Raw genomic sequence first — 16,492 nt, forward strand, 5'->3', positions numbered from 1 at the left:
GGGGCGGGACCCCGATCCGGGATCCCGCCCCTCACATCAAGCGATCAAGCGCCGCTCACTCCTTGTGGCCCTCGTCGGCCGCACCCTGAGCCTGCTGCTCGTCCCCGCTGTCGCCCTCGCTCTCGCTCTCATCGAGGGCGTCCACGAAGTCGACACCGTCCAACTCGGCAAGCCGGTCGGAGGCGTCCGTGCTGCCGTCCTTGTCGGCCTCGACGGCCTTGGCGAACCACTCCCGCGCCTCACCCTGCCGCCCGGCGGCAAGCAGCGCGTCGGCGTACGCGTACCGCAGCCGCGCGGTCCACGGCTGTACGGCGTTGGAGGCCAGCTCCGGGCTCTGCAGCGTCACGATGGCCGCGTCCAGCTGCCCCAGGTCACGCCGGGCGCCGGCCGCGACGAGCCGCATCTCGACCTGCCCGGCCTTGTCCAGCTTCTGCACCTCGGGCGCCCCGGCCATGTCCAGCGCCTTCTCCGGCCGTCCGAGCCCACGCTCGCAGTCGGCCATGAGCGGCCACAGCTCCACGCTGCCGGTCATCCGCCGCGCGGCCCGGAACTCGGCGAGCGCCTCGGAGTACTTCTGGTTCGCGTACGCCGCGAACCCGCCCGCCTCTCGTACGGCAGCGACCCGCGACGCCAGCCGCAGGGCCACCTTGGAGTAGCCGTAAGCGCCCTCGGGGTCCTCGTCGATGAGCCGGGCGACCATCACCAGGTTCTTGGCGACGTCTTCCGCGAGCGTCTTCGGCAGGCTCTGCAGCTCCTGCTTGACGTCCTTGTCGATCTCGTCGCCCGTGACGTCCTCGGGAATCGGCAGCCGCTTGATCGGCTCGCGGTCCCCACGGTCCCGGTCCCGCTCATCACGGAACCGGCCACCGCCACGCCGGTCATCCCGACGGTCGTCACGCCCACGGAACCCTCCCGGACGCCCACCCCGGTCATCACGACGGGGCCCACGACCACCACGGTCGTCACGCCCACGGAACCCACCACGGTCGCCTCGGCTGTCGTCCCGCCGGAAGCCACCACGGTCATCACCACGACGGTCATCCCGACGGTCGTCACGGCGATCATCACGCCGGAAACCGCCCCGGTCACCACCACGGTCGTCACCACGACGATCATCCCGGCGATCGTCACGGCGGAAGCCACGGTCCCGGTCGTCGCCACGGAAACCACGGTCGCGGTCGTCGCGGCGGAAACCACCACGGTCGTCACCACGACGATCGTCACGGCGGTCACCGTCACGCCGGTCATCGCGCCGGCCGTAGCCGCCACCTCGGCTGTCGTCCCGCCGGAAGCCGCCCCGGTCATCACCACGACGGTCATCCCGACGGTCGTCACGGCGATCATCACGCCGGAAACCGCCCCGGTCACCACCGCGGTCGTCACCACGACGGTCATCCCGGCGGTCGTCCCGACGATCGTCACGCCGGAAACCGCCACGCTCGTCGTCGCGACGGTAGGACGGGCGATCGCCGTCGCGGCGGAACCCACGGTCCCGGTCGTCCCTGCGCGGCCCGCCGGGACGGTCGTCCCTACGGAACGGCGGACGGGGACCACGATCGCCGTCACGCCGGTCATCGCGTCGGTCATCGCGCCGGCCGTAGCCGCCACCGCGGCTGTCGTCCCGCCGGAAGCCGCCCCGGTCATCACCACGACGGTCATCCCGACGGTCGTCACGGCGATCATCACGCCGGAAACCGCCCCGGTCACCACCACGGTCATCACCACGACGATCGTCACGCCGATCGTCCCGACGACCGTAACCACCACGGTCGTTGTCGCGACGGAAACCGCCACGGTCCCCTCGGTAACCGCCTCGGTCACCCCGGTCGCCGCGGTCACCACTGTCCCGTCGCCGCTGGTCGCGCTCCGGTCGGTCGTCGGGAGAGTTGGTGGACATCGGTGACTCCTGTCTTCGGTACTGCAAGCATTGTAAAAACAAAAGGACCCCTGGTCCCAGCTGAACGCTGGGACCAGGGGTCCTCCAAAGATTGTTCGGCGGCGTCCTACTCTCCCACAGGGTCCCCCCTGCAGTACCATCGGCGCTGTAAGGCTTAGCTTCCGGGTTCGGAATGTAACCGGGCGTTTCCCTCACGCTATAACCACCGAAACCCTAATGGTTTCGAGCGAACAAGCACACTCTTCTTTTGTCTGTTCTACTCAAAGCCGACAACGGTCGTTGTCTCAGAACTAACACAGTGGACGCGAGCAACTGAGGACAAGCCCTCGGCCTATTAGTACCGGTCACCTCCACACCTCACGGTGCTTCCAGATCCGGCCTATCAACCCAGTCGTCTACTGGGAGCCTTACCCCATCAAGTGGGTGGGAGTCCTCATCTCGAAGCAGGCTTCCCGCTTAGATGCTTTCAGCGGTTATCCCTCCCGAACGTAGCCAACCAGCCATGCCCTTGGCAGAACAACTGGCACACCAGAGGTTCGTCCGTCCCGGTCCTCTCGTACTAGGGACAGCCCTTCTCAAGACTCCTACGCGCACAGCGGATAGGGACCGAACTGTCTCACGACGTTCTAAACCCAGCTCGCGTACCGCTTTAATGGGCGAACAGCCCAACCCTTGGGACCGACTCCAGCCCCAGGATGCGACGAGCCGACATCGAGGTGCCAAACCATCCCGTCGATATGGACTCTTGGGGAAGATCAGCCTGTTATCCCCGGGGTACCTTTTATCCGTTGAGCGACGGCGCTTCCACAAGCCACCGCCGGATCACTAGTCCCGACTTTCGTCCCTGCTCGACCCGTCGGTCTCACAGTCAAGCTCCCTTGTGCACTTACACTCAACACCTGATTGCCAACCAGGCTGAGGGAACCTTTGGGCGCCTCCGTTACCCTTTAGGAGGCAACCGCCCCAGTTAAACTACCCATCAGACACTGTCCCTGATCCGGATCACGGACCCAGGTTAGACATCCAGCACGACCAGAGTGGTATTTCAACGACGACTCCACGAACACTGGCGTGCCCGCTTCACAGTCTCCCACCTATCCTACACAAGCCGAACCGAACACCAATATCAAACTGTAGTAAAGGTCCCGGGGTCTTTCCGTCCTGCTGCGCGAAACGAGCATCTTTACTCGTAGTGCAATTTCACCGGGCCTATGGTTGAGACAGTCGAGAAGTCGTTACGCCATTCGTGCAGGTCGGAACTTACCCGACAAGGAATTTCGCTACCTTAGGATGGTTATAGTTACCACCGCCGTTTACTGGCGCTTAAGTTCTCAGCTTCGCCACCCCGAAGAATGACTAACCGGTCCCCTTAACGTTCCAGCACCGGGCAGGCGTCAGTCCGTATACATCGCCTTACGGCTTCGCACGGACCTGTGTTTTTAGTAAACAGTCGCTTCTCGCTGGTCTCTGCGGCCACCCCCAGCTCAAGCAGCAAGTGCCATCACCAGGTGTGGCCCCCCTTCTCCCGAAGTTACGGGGGCATTTTGCCGAGTTCCTTAACCATAGTTCACCCGAACGCCTCGGTATTCTCTACCTGACCACCTGAGTCGGTTTAGGGTACGGGCCGCCATGAAACTCGCTAGAGGCTTTTCTCGACAGCATAGGATCATCCACTTCACCACAATCGGCTCGGCATCAGGTCTCAGCCTTAACGGTGTGCGGATTTACCTACACACCGGCCTACACCCTTACCCCGGGACAACCACCGCCCGGGCTGGACTACCTTCCTGCGTCACCCCATCACTCACCTACTACAAGTCTGGTCCGTCGGCTCCACCACTCCCCTTTGCCCGAAGGCTCCAGGGCGGCTTCACGGACTTAGCATCGCCTGATTCGATGTTTGACGCTTCACAGCGGGTACCGGAATATCAACCGGTTATCCATCGACTACGCCTGTCGGCCTCGCCTTAGGTCCCGACTTACCCTGGGCAGATCAGCTTGACCCAGGAACCCTTAGTCAATCGGCGCACACGTTTCTCACGTGTGAATCGCTACTCATGCCTGCATTCTCACTCGTGAACCGTCCACCACTGCCTTCCGGCGCGGCTTCACCCGGCACACGACGCTCCCCTACCCATCCATACACCCGTTGGGGCTGTTGCATGAATGACACGACTTCGGCGGTACGCTTGAGCCCCGCTACATTGTCGGCGCGGAATCACTAGACCAGTGAGCTATTACGCACTCTTTCAAGGGTGGCTGCTTCTAAGCCAACCTCCTGGTTGTCTCTGCGACTCCACATCCTTTCCCACTTAGCGTACGCTTAGGGGCCTTAGTCGATGCTCTGGGCTGTTTCCCTCTCGACCATGGAGCTTATCCCCCACAGTCTCACTGCCGCGCTCTCACTTACCGGCATTCGGAGTTTGGCTAAGGTCAGTAACCCGGTAGGGCCCATCGCCTATCCAGTGCTCTACCTCCGGCAAGAAACACACGACGCTGCACCTAAATGCATTTCGGGGAGAACCAGCTATCACGGAGTTTGATTGGCCTTTCACCCCTAACCACAGGTCATCCCCCAGGTTTTCAACCCTGGTGGGTTCGGTCCTCCACGAAGTCTTACCTCCGCTTCAACCTGCCCATGGCTAGATCACTCCGCTTCGGGTCTTGAGCGCGCTACTATATCGCCCTATTCGGACTCGCTTTCGCTACGGCTTCCCCACACGGGTTAACCTCGCAACACACCGCAAACTCGCAGGCTCATTCTTCAAAAGGCACGCAGTCACGAGAACAAGGCAAGCCTTGTTCCGACGCTCCCACGGCTTGTAGGCACACGGTTTCAGGTACTATTTCACTCCCCTCCCGGGGTACTTTTCACCATTCCCTCACGGTACTATCCGCTATCGGTCACCAGGGAATATTTAGGCTTAGCGGGTGGTCCCGCCAGATTCACACGGGATTTCTCGGGCCCCGTGCTACTTGGGTGTCTCTCAAACGAGCCGCTGACGTTTCGACTACGGGGGTCTTACCCTCTACGCCGGACCTTTCGCATGTCCTTCGCCTACATCAACGGTTTCTGACTCGTCCTGTCGCCGGCAGACGACAGAAGAGAGATCCCACAACCCCGCATACGCAACCCCTGCCGGGTCTCACACGTATACGGTTTAGCCTCATCCAGTTTCGCTCGCCACTACTCCCGGAATCACGGTTGTTTTCTCTTCCTGCGGGTACTGAGATGTTTCACTTCCCCGCGTTCCCTCCACATACCCTATGTGTTCAGGTATGGGTGACAGCCCATGACGACTGCCGGGTTTCCCCATTCGGAAACCCCCGGATCAAAGCCTGGTTGACGACTCCCCGGGGACTATCGTGGCCTCCCACGTCCTTCATCGGTTCCTGGTGCCAAGGCATCCACCGTGCGCCCTTAAAAACTTGGCCACAGATGCTCGCGTCCACTGTGCAGTTCTCAAACAACGACCAGCCACCCGTCACACACCACTCACGCGATGCTTCACCGGGGCCGGCACTGAAGGCAGCCGCATTCGGCCGTACCCTCAGACACCCAACAGCGTGCCCGACACACTCCCCGCTCCCCTCAACGTTCCACGCTCCGAAGAGCAGTACTAGAAGGAGAAGACGACCGAGTGTGCCGAATAATCAACGTTCCACCCATGAGCTGACCACCGTCGATCGTTCGCCGACGTAGTGGCTCTGGACCACCAAGCAAGCTTGGCGGCCTAGATGCTCCTTAGAAAGGAGGTGATCCAGCCGCACCTTCCGGTACGGCTACCTTGTTACGACTTCGTCCCAATCGCCAGTCCCACCTTCGACAGCTCCCTCCCACAAGGGGTTGGGCCACCGGCTTCGGGTGTTACCGACTTTCGTGACGTGACGGGCGGTGTGTACAAGGCCCGGGAACGTATTCACCGCAGCAATGCTGATCTGCGATTACTAGCAACTCCGACTTCATGGGGTCGAGTTGCAGACCCCAATCCGAACTGAGACCGGCTTTTTGAGATTCGCTCCACCTCACGGTTTCGCAGCTCATTGTACCGGCCATTGTAGCACGTGTGCAGCCCAAGACATAAGGGGCATGATGACTTGACGTCGTCCCCACCTTCCTCCGAGTTGACCCCGGCGGTCTCCTGTGAGTCCCCATCACCCCGAAGGGCATGCTGGCAACACAGGACAAGGGTTGCGCTCGTTGCGGGACTTAACCCAACATCTCACGACACGAGCTGACGACAGCCATGCACCACCTGTACACCGACCACAAGGGGGCGACCATCTCTGGCCGTTTCCGGTGTATGTCAAGCCTTGGTAAGGTTCTTCGCGTTGCGTCGAATTAAGCCACATGCTCCGCTGCTTGTGCGGGCCCCCGTCAATTCCTTTGAGTTTTAGCCTTGCGGCCGTACTCCCCAGGCGGGGAACTTAATGCGTTAGCTGCGGCACCGACGACGTGGAATGTCGCCAACACCTAGTTCCCACCGTTTACGGCGTGGACTACCAGGGTATCTAATCCTGTTCGCTCCCCACGCTTTCGCTCCTCAGCGTCAGTAATGGCCCAGAGATCCGCCTTCGCCACCGGTGTTCCTCCTGATATCTGCGCATTTCACCGCTACACCAGGAATTCCGATCTCCCCTACCACACTCTAGCTAGCCCGTATCGAATGCAGACCCGGGGTTAAGCCCCGGGCTTTCACACCCGACGTGACAAGCCGCCTACGAGCTCTTTACGCCCAATAATTCCGGACAACGCTTGCGCCCTACGTATTACCGCGGCTGCTGGCACGTAGTTAGCCGGCGCTTCTTCTGCAGGTACCGTCACTTTCGCTTCTTCCCTGCTGAAAGAGGTTTACAACCCGAAGGCCGTCATCCCTCACGCGGCGTCGCTGCATCAGGCTTTCGCCCATTGTGCAATATTCCCCACTGCTGCCTCCCGTAGGAGTCTGGGCCGTGTCTCAGTCCCAGTGTGGCCGGTCGCCCTCTCAGGCCGGCTACCCGTCGTCGCCTTGGTGAGCCATTACCTCACCAACAAGCTGATAGGCCGCGGGCTCATCCTTCACCGCCGGAGCTTTCAACCCTCACAGATGCCTGCGAGAGTGGTATCCGGTATTAGACCCCGTTTCCAGGGCTTGTCCCAGAGTGAAGGGCAGATTGCCCACGTGTTACTCACCCGTTCGCCACTAATCCCCACCGAAGTGGTTCATCGTTCGACTTGCATGTGTTAAGCACGCCGCCAGCGTTCGTCCTGAGCCAGGATCAAACTCTCCGTGAATGTTTTCCCGTAATCGGGACGACACATCACGAGAGCGGAACAGTCGAGCGGAATAGGCCCGACCGTTCACAGCGTCCTCGCTGTGTTATTTCAAAGGAACCTCGTCCCGACCGTGATGGCCGGAGACGGGGTATCAACATATCTGGCGTTGATTTTTGGCACGCTGTTGAGTTCTCAAGGAACGGACGCTTCCTTTGTACTCACCCTCTCGGGCTTTCCTCCGGGCGCTTCCCTTCGGTCTTGCGTTTCCGACTCTATCAGATCTTTTCTCGATCCGATTCCCTGTCGGCGGGATGTCATGAGCCTCTGGGCTTTCGCCCGTCGGCCTTTCGACATTCACTACGTTAACCGATTCCCCCGCCCGATTCATAATCGGGCCTCTTGGATTCGAATTCGGGCATGCAGGCACGCCGAAATCGACCCCGTTGAGGGTGTTCGTAGGTAGTGGGTTGGCCGCTCCGGCTGCTGACTACGCAGTACCCGGTTCAGCGGCTCGGGCTACGTTACGCGCCTCTCCAAGGAGCGTCAACTTGAGCGGCGCCGCGGGACATGGGCCCTATAGGGGCTCACCGTTGGGTCGTCGGCGATCCAGAAGCGCCACGGGTGGATGTCGCCGTTGCCGCCGTCACCTGCCACGCCGGTGCGGGGGCCGTTGCGTACCTGGTCGGAGGGGATCGGAGTGCCGGCGAGGATCCGCAGCTGTGTCTCGCCGGAGGCACAGGCGTCCGTGCCGTCCAGGGACCGGTCCACGTCCAGGGCGGTGGCCAGACGTGCCGGTCCTTTGGCCAGTTCCTTGTCGTTGCGGGCCGAGAGTCGACGTTTGCGAGCGAGCTCGCTGCCCTCGACGATCTCGCCGGCCCGGAGCAGGACCGCGCTCGCTTGGCCGTCGGGGCCGCACACCAGGTTCATGCAGTGCCACATGCCGTAGGTGAAGTAGACGTAGACGCGTCCGGGGGGACCGAACATCACGTCGTTGCGGGCGGTGCGACCGCGATAGGCATGGGAGCCGGGGTCGCTCGGGCCGTCGTAGGCCTCGACCTCCGTGAGGCGCAGGGCGATCGGACCGTCCGGTGTGGTGCGTACGAGGATGCGGCCCAGGAGGTCGGGGGCGACCTCCAGGACGGGCCGGTCGAAGAAGTCCCTGGGGAGGGGCGTACGGTCGGGGGTCGCGATCATGCCGTCCGAGGGTAGTGCAGACGGGTGGTTGCGACGGGGTGGTCAGGGGACGTGCACCTTGCCAGGGTGGGAGCGCGGAACCGGCCACGACCGGATCGCGTTTGTAGGGATCAAGGATCCACTCTGAAAGAGGAGAGACATGGCGTTCAAGAAGCTGCTCGCGAGCCTGGGGGCCGGTGGGGCTTCGGTCGAGACGGTGCTGACGGAGGTCAACGTCGTTCCGGGCGGTGTCGTCCAGGGTGAGGTGCGGATTCAGGGCGGGTCCGTGAGCCAGGACATCGAGGGCCTGTCCGTGGGCCTGCAGGCCCGCGTCGAGGTCGAGGGCCAGGACTCGGAGTACAAGCAGGACATCGAGTTCACGAAGCTGCCGCTCGGTGGTGCCTTCGAGCTGCAGGCCGGGGCTGTGCACGCGGTGCCCTTCGGGCTGGAGATCCCGTGGGAGACGCCGGTCACGACGATCGACGGTCAGACGCTGCGCGGCATGAACATCGGTGTGACGACGGAGCTGGCGATCGCGCGGGCCGTGGACTCCACCGACCTGGACCCGATCAACGTGCACCCGCTGCCCGCGCAGAAGGCGATCCTCGACGCCTTCATCCAGTTGGGCTTCCGCTTCAAGAACGCGGACATGGAGCGCGGCCACATCCGGGGTACGCGGCAGAAGCTGCCGTTCTACCAGGAGATCGAGTTCTTCCCGCCGCAGCAGTACCGCGGCATCAACCAGGTCGAGTTGAGCTTCGTCGCGGACGAGAACGCGATGGACGTCGTCCTGGAAATGGACAAGAAGCCGGGGCTGTTCAGCGAGGGCAGCGACACCTTCCGGTCGTTCCAGGTGGGTCTGAACGACTTCCACGGGACGGACTGGGCGGCGTATCTCAACCAGTGGCTGTCCGAGGTCGGCAGCAAGCGCAACTGGTTCTAGGCTCGGAACTGCTGATTCCACTGGTTCGTCAGGAGGTATCGAAGTGACCGAGCTGAAGAGGCGGCCGCTGCCGCACGACTTCCATCCGCCCGTGCCGTCGTTCACGGTCGCGAGCGAGGACGTCGAGCACGGCGGGACCCTCAAGGACGCTCAGGTCTACGCGGACGGCAACACCTCGCCCCAGCTGCGCTGGGAGGGCTTCCCGGCCGAGACCAAGAGCTTCGCCGTGACCTGCTACGACCCCGACGCCCCTACGGGCAGCGGGTTCTGGCACTGGGTCGTCTTCGACATCCCGGCCTCCGTGACGGAGTTGCCGGCGGGGGCGGGCAGCGGCAAGTTCGAGGGGCTGCCGGAGGGGGCCGTACAGGCGCGGAACGACTACGGGTCGAAGGACTTCGGTGGTGCAGCGCCGCCCCCGGGCGACGGGCCGCACCGCTATGTGTTCACGGTGTACGCCGTGGACCAGGAGAAGCTCGGTCCGGACTCGGACGCCAGCCCGGCCGTCGTCGGCTTCAACCTGAGGTTCCACGCGATCGCGCGTGCCCATGTGATCGGTGAGTACGAGGCGCCCGCCGAAGCCTGACGTTCATGGAACGTTTGCCCGCCCCTGGTCTTGGAAGTGATCAGGGGCGGGCATTTTTTATTTCGTTGTCCATCTCGGCGCGCCCGGCCAGAGTTGATCCCAGTCCGCCAGGGGGTGGGCAGGTGCACACGGGAGGTGGGCTGGTCATGCGGGACACGTTGGTACTCAACGCGAGTTTCGAGCCGCTGTCGACGGTGACGTTGAATCGAGCCGTCGTTCTGGTGCTTCAGGACAAGGCCGTCGTCGAGCAGGCCCACCCCGAACTGCGCATGCGTGGAGCCGAGGTCGACATACCCGCGCCCCGGGTGATCCGGCTGTGCAGGTACGTACGGGTGCCGTTCCGAAGACAAGCGCCGTGGTCGAGGCGGGGTGTGCTGGTGCGTGACCGGCACAGGTGCGCGTACTGCGGGCGCAGGGCCACGACGGTGGACCATGTGGTGCCGCGGTCGCACGGTGGGCAGGACACGTGGCTGAACACGGTCGCCTCGTGTGCGGAGGACAATCATCGGAAGGCTGACCGGACGCCTGAGCAGGCGGGTATGCCGTTGCTTCGGGAGCCGTTCGAGCCGACGCCGGCTGATGCGATGCTGCTGGCGCTGGGGGCCGACGAGTTTGCTGCGCTGCCGGATTGGCTTGCTCTGGACGCGGCGTGAACTGGTCGCCGTAGGACCTGGTGTTGTTCGTTGGCTGCGGGTGCGTTGGGGCTGGTCGCGCCCACGCGGCGGAGCCGCACATCGATACAGCCCCGCGCCCCTGAAAAGCCTTTGGGCCCGCCTTCCTCAGAAGGCGGGCCCCTTTGTCGTACGGCCGACTTGGCGTCAGTCGATCGACGGCTTCTCTCGGCGTTCCGCGCCTGAACCGCTGTTGCCGGACGACCCGTTGCCTCCGCCCAGGCCGCCCAGGTTGCCCATCGCGCCGGAGAGGCCCTTGAGGGCGTCGCCGATTTCGCTGGGGACGATCCAGAGCTTGTTGGCGTCGCCCTCGGCGATCTTGGGGAGCATCTGGAGGTACTGGTAGGACAGGAGCTTCTGGTCCGGGTCGCCTGCGTGGATCGCCTCGAAGACCGTGCGGACTGCTTGAGCCTCACCCTCGGCTCGCAGGGCCGCCGCCTTGGCCTCACCCTCGGCGCGCAGGATCTGGGACTGCTTCTCGCCCTCCGCGGTGAGGATGGCGGCCTGGCGCGTACCTTCGGCGGTGAGGATGGCGGCGCGCTTGTCGCGGTCGGCGCGCATCTGCTTCTCCATCGAGTCCTGGATGGAGGTGGGGGGTTCGATCGCCTTCAGTTCGACTCGGTTGACCCGGATTCCCCACTTGCCCGTCGCCTCGTCGAGGACGCCTCGCAGCGCCGCGTTGATCTCCTCGCGGGAGGTCAGGGTGCGCTCGAGGTCCATGCCACCGATGATGTTGCGCAGTGTGGTGACCGTCAGCTGCTCGATTGCCTGGATGTAGCTGGCCACTTCGTAGGTGGCGGCGCGGGCGTCGGTCACCTGGTAGTAGATGACCGTGTCGATGTTCACGACCAGGTTGTCCTGGGTGATCACCGGCTGCGGCGGGAACGGCACGACCTGTTCACGCAGGTCGATGCGGTTGCGGATGGTGTCGATGAACGGGACCACGATGTTGAGGCCCGCGTTGAGTGTCCGCGTGTAGCGACCGAAGCGTTCGACGATGGCCGCACTCGCCTGTGGGATGACCTGGATCGTCTTGATCAGGGCGATGAAGACCAACACCACCAGAATGATCAGGACGATGATGACCGGTTCCATCGTCGTTCCCCGTACCCCTTCTCCACCGCGGCGTTTTCCGCAGATCTTATGGTTGTTGAAGATCTTGCTGGTCGAGTCTGACAGACCGTCGTGCGCCTCGTGGCGGGTTCGCGCCACTTACGTCGGGCGAGGTCACATGACGATCGCCGTGGCCCCCTCGATGTCCACGACGTCCACTTCCTGGCCTACTTCGTAGGCGCGGTCGGTGTCGAGGGCGCGTGCCGACCAGACCTCTCCGGCGAGCTTGATCCGGCCGCCGGAGGCGTCGACGCGTTCCAGGACGACGGCCTGTTTGCCCTTCAACGCCTCGATGCCGGTGGCCAGTTGGGGCCGCTGCGCGCGATGCCGGTTCGCGATGGGTCGTACGACGGCGATGAGTGCGGTCGAGATGACGACGAAAGCCACGACCTGGATGACGGCGTCACCGCCGAAGATGCCGGCGACCACCGCGGCCGCGACGGCACCGACCGCCAGCATGCCGAGTTCGGGCATCGCGGTGATCACGAGCCCGATGCCGAGCGCTGCCGCGCCGATCAACCACCAAACCCACGCGTCGATTTCCACATGGTCATGGTATGACTGCGGGCCCTGTCGCGGACAGGGCGCCGATCAGTTTGAAGGGCCTTCTTACCGGGGTTTCGCCGAGAGTTCGCGGGGTGAAGGGCGGGGTCAGGACAGGGGGAGGCCTTGTGCGGTCCAGCGGTCGCCGACCTGTTCGACGACGAGGGGCAGGCCGAAGCAGAGGGAGAGGTTGCGCGAGGTGAGCTCGAGTTCCAGCGGGCCGGCGGCGAGGACCTTGCCCTGACGGATCATCAGGACGTGGGTGAAGCCGGGGGCGATCTCCTCGACGTGGTGCGTGACCATGATCATGGAGGGGGCGATCGGGTCGCGGGCGAGCCGGCCGAGGCGGCGGACGAGGTCCTCGCGGCCGCCGAGGTCGAGGCCGGCGGCGGGCTCGTCGAGGAGGAGCAGCTCGGGGTCGGTCATCAGGGCGCGGGCGATGAGGGTGCGCTTGCGCTCGCCCTCGGAGAGGGTGCCGAACTTCCGGTCCAGGTAGTCGCTCATGCCGAGGCGGTCGAGGAAGGCGCGGGCGCGCTGCTCGTCGATCTCGTCGTAGTCCTCGTGCCAGCCGGCGGTCATGCCGTACGCGGCGGTCAGCACGGTCTGCAGGACGGTCTGGCGCTTGGGCAGCTTGTCGATCATCGCGACACCGGCCGTGCCGATGCGCGGGCGCAGCTCGAAGACGTCGGTGCCGGGCTTGCCGAGGGTCTCGCCGAGGATGGAGACGGTGCCCTTGCTGGGGTAGAGGTAGCTGGAGGCGAGGTTCAGAACGGTGGTCTTGCCGGCGCCGTTGGGGCCGAGGATGACCCAGCGCTCGCCTTCCTTGACCGACCAGGAGACCTGGTCCACCAGAGCCCGGCCCTCACGGACCACGGATACGTCCTGAAGCTCCAGAACATCGCTCATGAGCGCGTTGTCTCCCCTTGCAGTGTGACCGGTGTCGGCGTCTCGGCGTCTCGGTGGTCGCGTGCGCCTGTGGGCGCAGCCCTCAAGGAAATCTACGCCACCGGTCCACCGCTTCATTCCATCGGTCCGGTCCTTAGGGTGGGGGCATGCTCTCGGAACCACGTTCAGGACGCCTTGCGGCTTGGGGAAATGCCCTTTTGGCCGGACTTGTCTCGCCGGATGACGCTGTGCTCGAGATCGTCGGGGACGATGCCGTGCACCGGGTGGAGGGGCTGCCGGGTGAGTCCGCGCCGGTCGGGCTCACGCTGGCGCTGGGGCGGCTGCGGGCGCTCGGGGTGAGCGGGCTGCGGGTCGCGCTGCCCGCGCCGGGGCATCCGCTGGGGTTGAGCGGGCCGCCGGAGTTCAATGCGCGGGCGATGGAGGCCGAGCAGGCGGTCGTCTGTCACGGGGCCGCGTTCGGGCTGGTGCCCGAGGTGTACGAGGCCGGGCCCGACGGTGATGTGCATGTCGAGGTGGTCTGGCACTGTCTGGCCGTGCGGGAGGCGCCGCCCGCCGATGTGCCCTCCCTGGGGGAGGCCGAGCGGGAGCTGGCGGAGGCCCTGCGGGACGCGACCGAGGTGTTGTCGCGGTTGGATGTCGCCGGGTCGGGGCCGGTGGCGGAGGCGGCGATCGACGCGTATCGGGCGCGGGCCGAGCGGGGGCGGGAAGTGTTGGCGCCGGGGTATCCGCCCCGGGCGGTGCGGGTGCTGGAGCTGGCGCAGCGGGTGGGGTTGCTGGTGTCGCTGGCGTGTGAGAACGGGCACGGGGCTGCGGTCAGCTCCGCTGAGATGAGAGCTCGGGCGGAGGCGCTGCGGCCGGTGGAGCGGGTGGCTCGGCGGGCGCAGGTGGCGGCGTACAACGCGTATGTGGAGGAGCGGGAGCGGGGCGTGCGGTGAGCGTCGGCTGGGCTGGTGCCCGGCGCGGGGCTGGGCGGGGGTAGGTCGCGCAACCCGGCGCCGACGGGTGCCGCCTGCGCCCACCCGTGCCGCCCCGGCGGCACGACTGCCCGCAGGCTCAGCCCTCAGTGGTGAGCCGGCAAACAGACCGGCCTCCCGGGGTACCCGGGAGGCCGGAGGTCACTGCTCGCTTCGAGGCGGCGTCAGTTGTTGACGGCCAGGTTGCCGAAGGCGGGGTTCAGGACGCCGACGACGTTCACGCTGTTGCCGGAGATGTTGACCGGGACCTTCACCGGGACCTGGACGACGTTGCCCGAGGCGATGCCCGGGGAGCCCACGGCCTTGCCCTCGGCCTGCGCGGCGTCGGTGGCGGAGGCCATTCCGGCACCGGCGGCCAGCAGGCCACCGGCCACCATCGTCACAGCCGCTGCCTTCTTCAGGTTCTTCACTTCTAAGCCCTCCTTGCGATTGCCGCGGCAAGTCGCCGCAGCACGCACTGAAGAACGGCGGAGATCCGCGGAGGATGCGCCATCTGGGGGACATTCCCACGACGGTATGAATCTCAGTCCGGAGCGGAACGCTCCATATTGCCGTCGGTGACGTCCTGCGGAGAGCGTTTCAGCCGGTCACGCCATGGCGTACGGCCCACAGGGCCGCCTGTGTGCGGTCTGCCAGGTCGAGCTTCATCAGGATGTTCGAGACGTGGGTCTTGACGGTCTTCTCCGACAGGACCAGGGCCCTGGCTATCTCCCGGTTCGAGCGGCCGTCCGCGATCAGACCGAGCACCTCGCGCTCCCGCTCGGTCAGGGAACCTGCCCTCCCCTGCCCCGAGTTGGCCTCCTCCTGGGACAACAGGGCGCCCGCGACCTCGGGTTGGAGCAGGATGTGGCCGGCGTGGACCGAGCGGATGGCACCGGCGAGTGCGTCCGGGTCCACGTCCTTGTAGACGTAACCGGCGGCGCCCGCGCGCAGGGCGGGGATCACCGTGCGCTGTTCGGTGAAGCTGGTGACGATCAGCACGCGCGCGGGGTTGTCCAGTTCGCGGAGCTTGCGCAGGGCGTCGACGCCGTCCATGCCCGGCATCTTGACGTCCATGAGGACGACGTCCGGCTTCAGTTCCTCCGCGCGGGCCACTCCTTCGGCGCCGTCGGCGGCCTCGCCCACGACCTCGATGTCGTCCTGCACCTCGAGGAAGGTGCGCAGGCCCCGGCGGACCACCTGGTGGTCGTCGACGAGCAGCACCTTGATTGCGTCAGCCACCGGGAGCCTCCATTTCGATCGTGGTGCCCTTGCCGGGCGCCGATTCCACGGTCAGCGTGCCGCCGACCCCGCTCGCGCGGTCCCGCATCGAGACCAGGCCCAGGTGGCGCCCGGCGCGGCGTATCGCCTTCGGGTCGAAGCCGTTGCCGTCGTCCGTGACCCGCAGGACGGCTCCGCTGCCGCGCCGGTCCAGCGTCACGTCGACGTGCTCGGCTCCGGAGTGCCGAAGGGCGTTGTGCAGGGCCTCCTGGGCGACACGCAGCACGGCCTCCTCCTGGGCGGAGGGCAGCGCCTTCACGCCGCGACCGGCGAAGGTCACGTGCGCGCTGTGGGCGCGGTCGAGGACCTGGATCTGGGTACGCAGGGTGGCTACGAGGCCGTCCTCGTCCAGGGCGGCGGGGCGCAACTCGACGACCGCGGCGCGCAGTTCGTCGGCGGCCTCGGCGGCGAGTGCGGCCACCTGGTGCAACTCGCCCTTGGCGCGGGACGGGTCACGGTCGATCAGGGCGGCGGCGGCCTGGGCCGTCAGACGCAGGGAGAACAGCTTCTGGCTGACCGCGTCGTGCAGTTCGTGGGCCAGGCGCGAGCGCTCCTCGGAGATCGTCAGCTCGCGGCTGCGCTCGTAGAGGCGGGCGTTGGTGAGGGCGATCGCGGCGTGCTGGGCGAGGATGGAGAGGAGTTCCTCGTCCTCCTGCGTGAAGCCGCAACTTCCCTCCGGCTTCGGGCAGTTCTTGTTGGCGAGGAACAGCGCGCCGATGACCTCGTCGCCGTCGCGGATCGGCAGGCCCAGGAAGTCGGACATGTCGGGGTGCGCCGAGGGCCAGCCCTCGAAGCGCGGGTCCTTGCGCACGTCCGCGAGGCGCTCGACCTCGGCCTCCTGGAGCATCGCGGCGAGGATGCCGTGCTGGCGGGGCAGCGGGCCGATGGCCTTCCACTGCTCGTCGCTGACCCCGTCGACCACGAACTGGGCGAAGCCGCCGTGGTCGTCCGGCACTCCGAGCGCGGCGTACTGCGCGCCGAGCAGCTCGCGGGCCGAGGCGACGATCGTCTTGAGGACGTCGCGCACCTCCAGATGCCTGCTCATGGCCAGCAACGCGGAACTCACCGCGGCGAGGCCGGACCTGGGACCTTGACTCATGCCCTCACGGTACCGGCGGGGTGTGACAGCCGGATCGGACCTGTGGCGGCGGCCGGCTGGGGCGCGGGACCTA

13 protein-coding genes and 3 rRNA genes are annotated in these 16,492 nt (G+C 65.4%); 4 read left to right on the forward strand and 12 right to left on the reverse strand.

All coding sequences use genetic code 11. The features are described from left to right. Positions 1 to 55: 55 nt before the first annotated feature. From EJ357_RS48860 to EJ357_RS10250, 6 genes are all read right to left on the reverse strand, one after another. The gene (locus tag EJ357_RS48860; RefSeq protein WP_194374403.1) at positions 56 to 808 is read right to left on the reverse strand and encodes a hypothetical protein; all 753 of its coding nucleotides are present in this window, start codon (positions 806 to 808) and stop codon (positions 56 to 58) included. Further along, complete coding sequence (locus tag EJ357_RS50200) at positions 700 to 1,794, reverse strand: hypothetical protein (RefSeq protein ID WP_267132856.1); 1,095 nt, start codon at positions 1,792 to 1,794, stop codon at positions 700 to 702. Before EJ357_RS50200 ends, EJ357_RS48860 begins: the two co-directional genes overlap by 109 nt. 196 nt (positions 1,795 to 1,990) lie before the next feature. Continuing rightward, positions 1,991 to 2,107, reverse strand: a 5S ribosomal RNA gene (gene rrf / locus EJ357_RS10230). Positions 2,108 to 2,211: 104 nt separating this feature from the next. Beyond that, positions 2,212 to 5,332: ribosomal RNA gene (locus EJ357_RS10235) — 23S ribosomal RNA — on the reverse strand. Positions 5,333 to 5,646: 314 nt separating this feature from the next. Continuing rightward, positions 5,647 to 7,172, reverse strand: a 16S ribosomal RNA gene (locus tag EJ357_RS10240). The 16S, 23S and 5S rRNA genes sit together here, the layout of an rRNA operon. Before the next feature lie 525 nt (positions 7,173 to 7,697). Further along, positions 7,698 to 8,348: a DNA-3-methyladenine glycosylase gene (locus EJ357_RS10250; protein WP_126390786.1), complete on the reverse strand. Its 651-nt coding sequence runs from the start codon at positions 8,346 to 8,348 to the stop codon at positions 7,698 to 7,700. 139 nt (positions 8,349 to 8,487) lie between these two features. Here EJ357_RS10250 and EJ357_RS10255 point away from each other — a divergent pair, with 139 nt between their 5' ends. The 3 genes from EJ357_RS10255 (at position 8,488) to EJ357_RS10265 (ending at position 10,506) form a co-directional block, all read left to right on the forward strand. Further along, positions 8,488 to 9,270: a sporulation protein gene (locus EJ357_RS10255; protein WP_126390788.1), complete on the forward strand. Its 783-nt coding sequence runs from the start codon at positions 8,488 to 8,490 to the stop codon at positions 9,268 to 9,270. A gap of 43 nt (positions 9,271 to 9,313) precedes the next feature. Next, complete coding sequence (locus tag EJ357_RS10260; protein ID WP_126390790.1) at positions 9,314 to 9,853, forward strand: YbhB/YbcL family Raf kinase inhibitor-like protein; 540 nt, start codon at positions 9,314 to 9,316, stop codon at positions 9,851 to 9,853. Between the two features lie 146 nt (positions 9,854 to 9,999). After that, positions 10,000 to 10,506: an HNH endonuclease gene (locus EJ357_RS10265; RefSeq protein ID WP_126390792.1), complete on the forward strand. Its 507-nt coding sequence runs from the start codon at positions 10,000 to 10,002 to the stop codon at positions 10,504 to 10,506. Positions 10,507 to 10,671: 165 nt separating this feature from the next. On the opposite strand, the gene EJ357_RS10270 is transcribed toward EJ357_RS10265, so the two are convergent. The 3 genes from EJ357_RS10270 to EJ357_RS10280 all read right to left on the reverse strand — a co-directional run bounded on the left by EJ357_RS10270 (position 10,672) and on the right by EJ357_RS10280 (position 13,086). Next, a complete protein-coding gene (locus EJ357_RS10270; RefSeq protein WP_093907364.1) occupies positions 10,672 to 11,619 on the reverse strand; it encodes an SPFH domain-containing protein in 948 nt (315 codons plus the stop codon). A gap of 132 nt (positions 11,620 to 11,751) precedes the next feature. Next, positions 11,752 to 12,183, reverse strand: coding sequence for an NfeD family protein (locus EJ357_RS10275; RefSeq protein ID WP_126390794.1), 432 nt, complete (start codon positions 12,181 to 12,183; stop codon positions 11,752 to 11,754). Between the two features lie 105 nt (positions 12,184 to 12,288). Continuing rightward, positions 12,289 to 13,086, reverse strand: a complete 798-nt coding sequence (locus tag EJ357_RS10280) for an ABC transporter ATP-binding protein (RefSeq protein ID WP_126390796.1) — start codon at positions 13,084 to 13,086, stop codon at positions 12,289 to 12,291. A gap of 146 nt (positions 13,087 to 13,232) precedes the next feature. On the opposite strand from EJ357_RS10280, the gene EJ357_RS10285 reads away from it, so the two are divergent. After that, positions 13,233 to 14,021, forward strand: a complete 789-nt coding sequence (locus EJ357_RS10285; protein WP_126390798.1) for a hypothetical protein — start codon at positions 13,233 to 13,235, stop codon at positions 14,019 to 14,021. Positions 14,022 to 14,224: 203 nt separating this feature from the next. Here EJ357_RS10285 and EJ357_RS10290 read toward each other — a convergent pair whose 3' ends face one another. The 3 genes from EJ357_RS10290 to EJ357_RS10300 form a co-directional block, all read right to left on the reverse strand. Continuing rightward, positions 14,225 to 14,470 carry a chaplin gene (locus EJ357_RS10290; protein ID WP_126390800.1) on the reverse strand — a complete coding sequence of 82 codons (246 nt, stop codon included), beginning with the start codon at positions 14,468 to 14,470 and terminating at the stop codon, positions 14,225 to 14,227. Between the two features lie 169 nt (positions 14,471 to 14,639). Continuing rightward, positions 14,640 to 15,281, reverse strand: coding sequence for a response regulator (locus EJ357_RS10295; RefSeq protein WP_126390802.1), 642 nt, complete (start codon positions 15,279 to 15,281; stop codon positions 14,640 to 14,642). Further along, the gene (locus EJ357_RS10300; protein ID WP_126390804.1) at positions 15,274 to 16,419 is read right to left on the reverse strand and encodes a GAF domain-containing sensor histidine kinase; all 1,146 of its coding nucleotides are present in this window, start codon (positions 16,417 to 16,419) and stop codon (positions 15,274 to 15,276) included. Before EJ357_RS10300 ends, EJ357_RS10295 begins: the two co-directional genes overlap by 8 nt. Positions 16,420 to 16,492 lie beyond the last annotated feature (73 nt).

It is taken from the genome of Streptomyces cyaneochromogenes, from assembly GCF_003963535.1.
Lineage (GTDB): Bacteria > Actinomycetota > Actinomycetes > Streptomycetales > Streptomycetaceae > Streptomyces > Streptomyces shaanxiensis.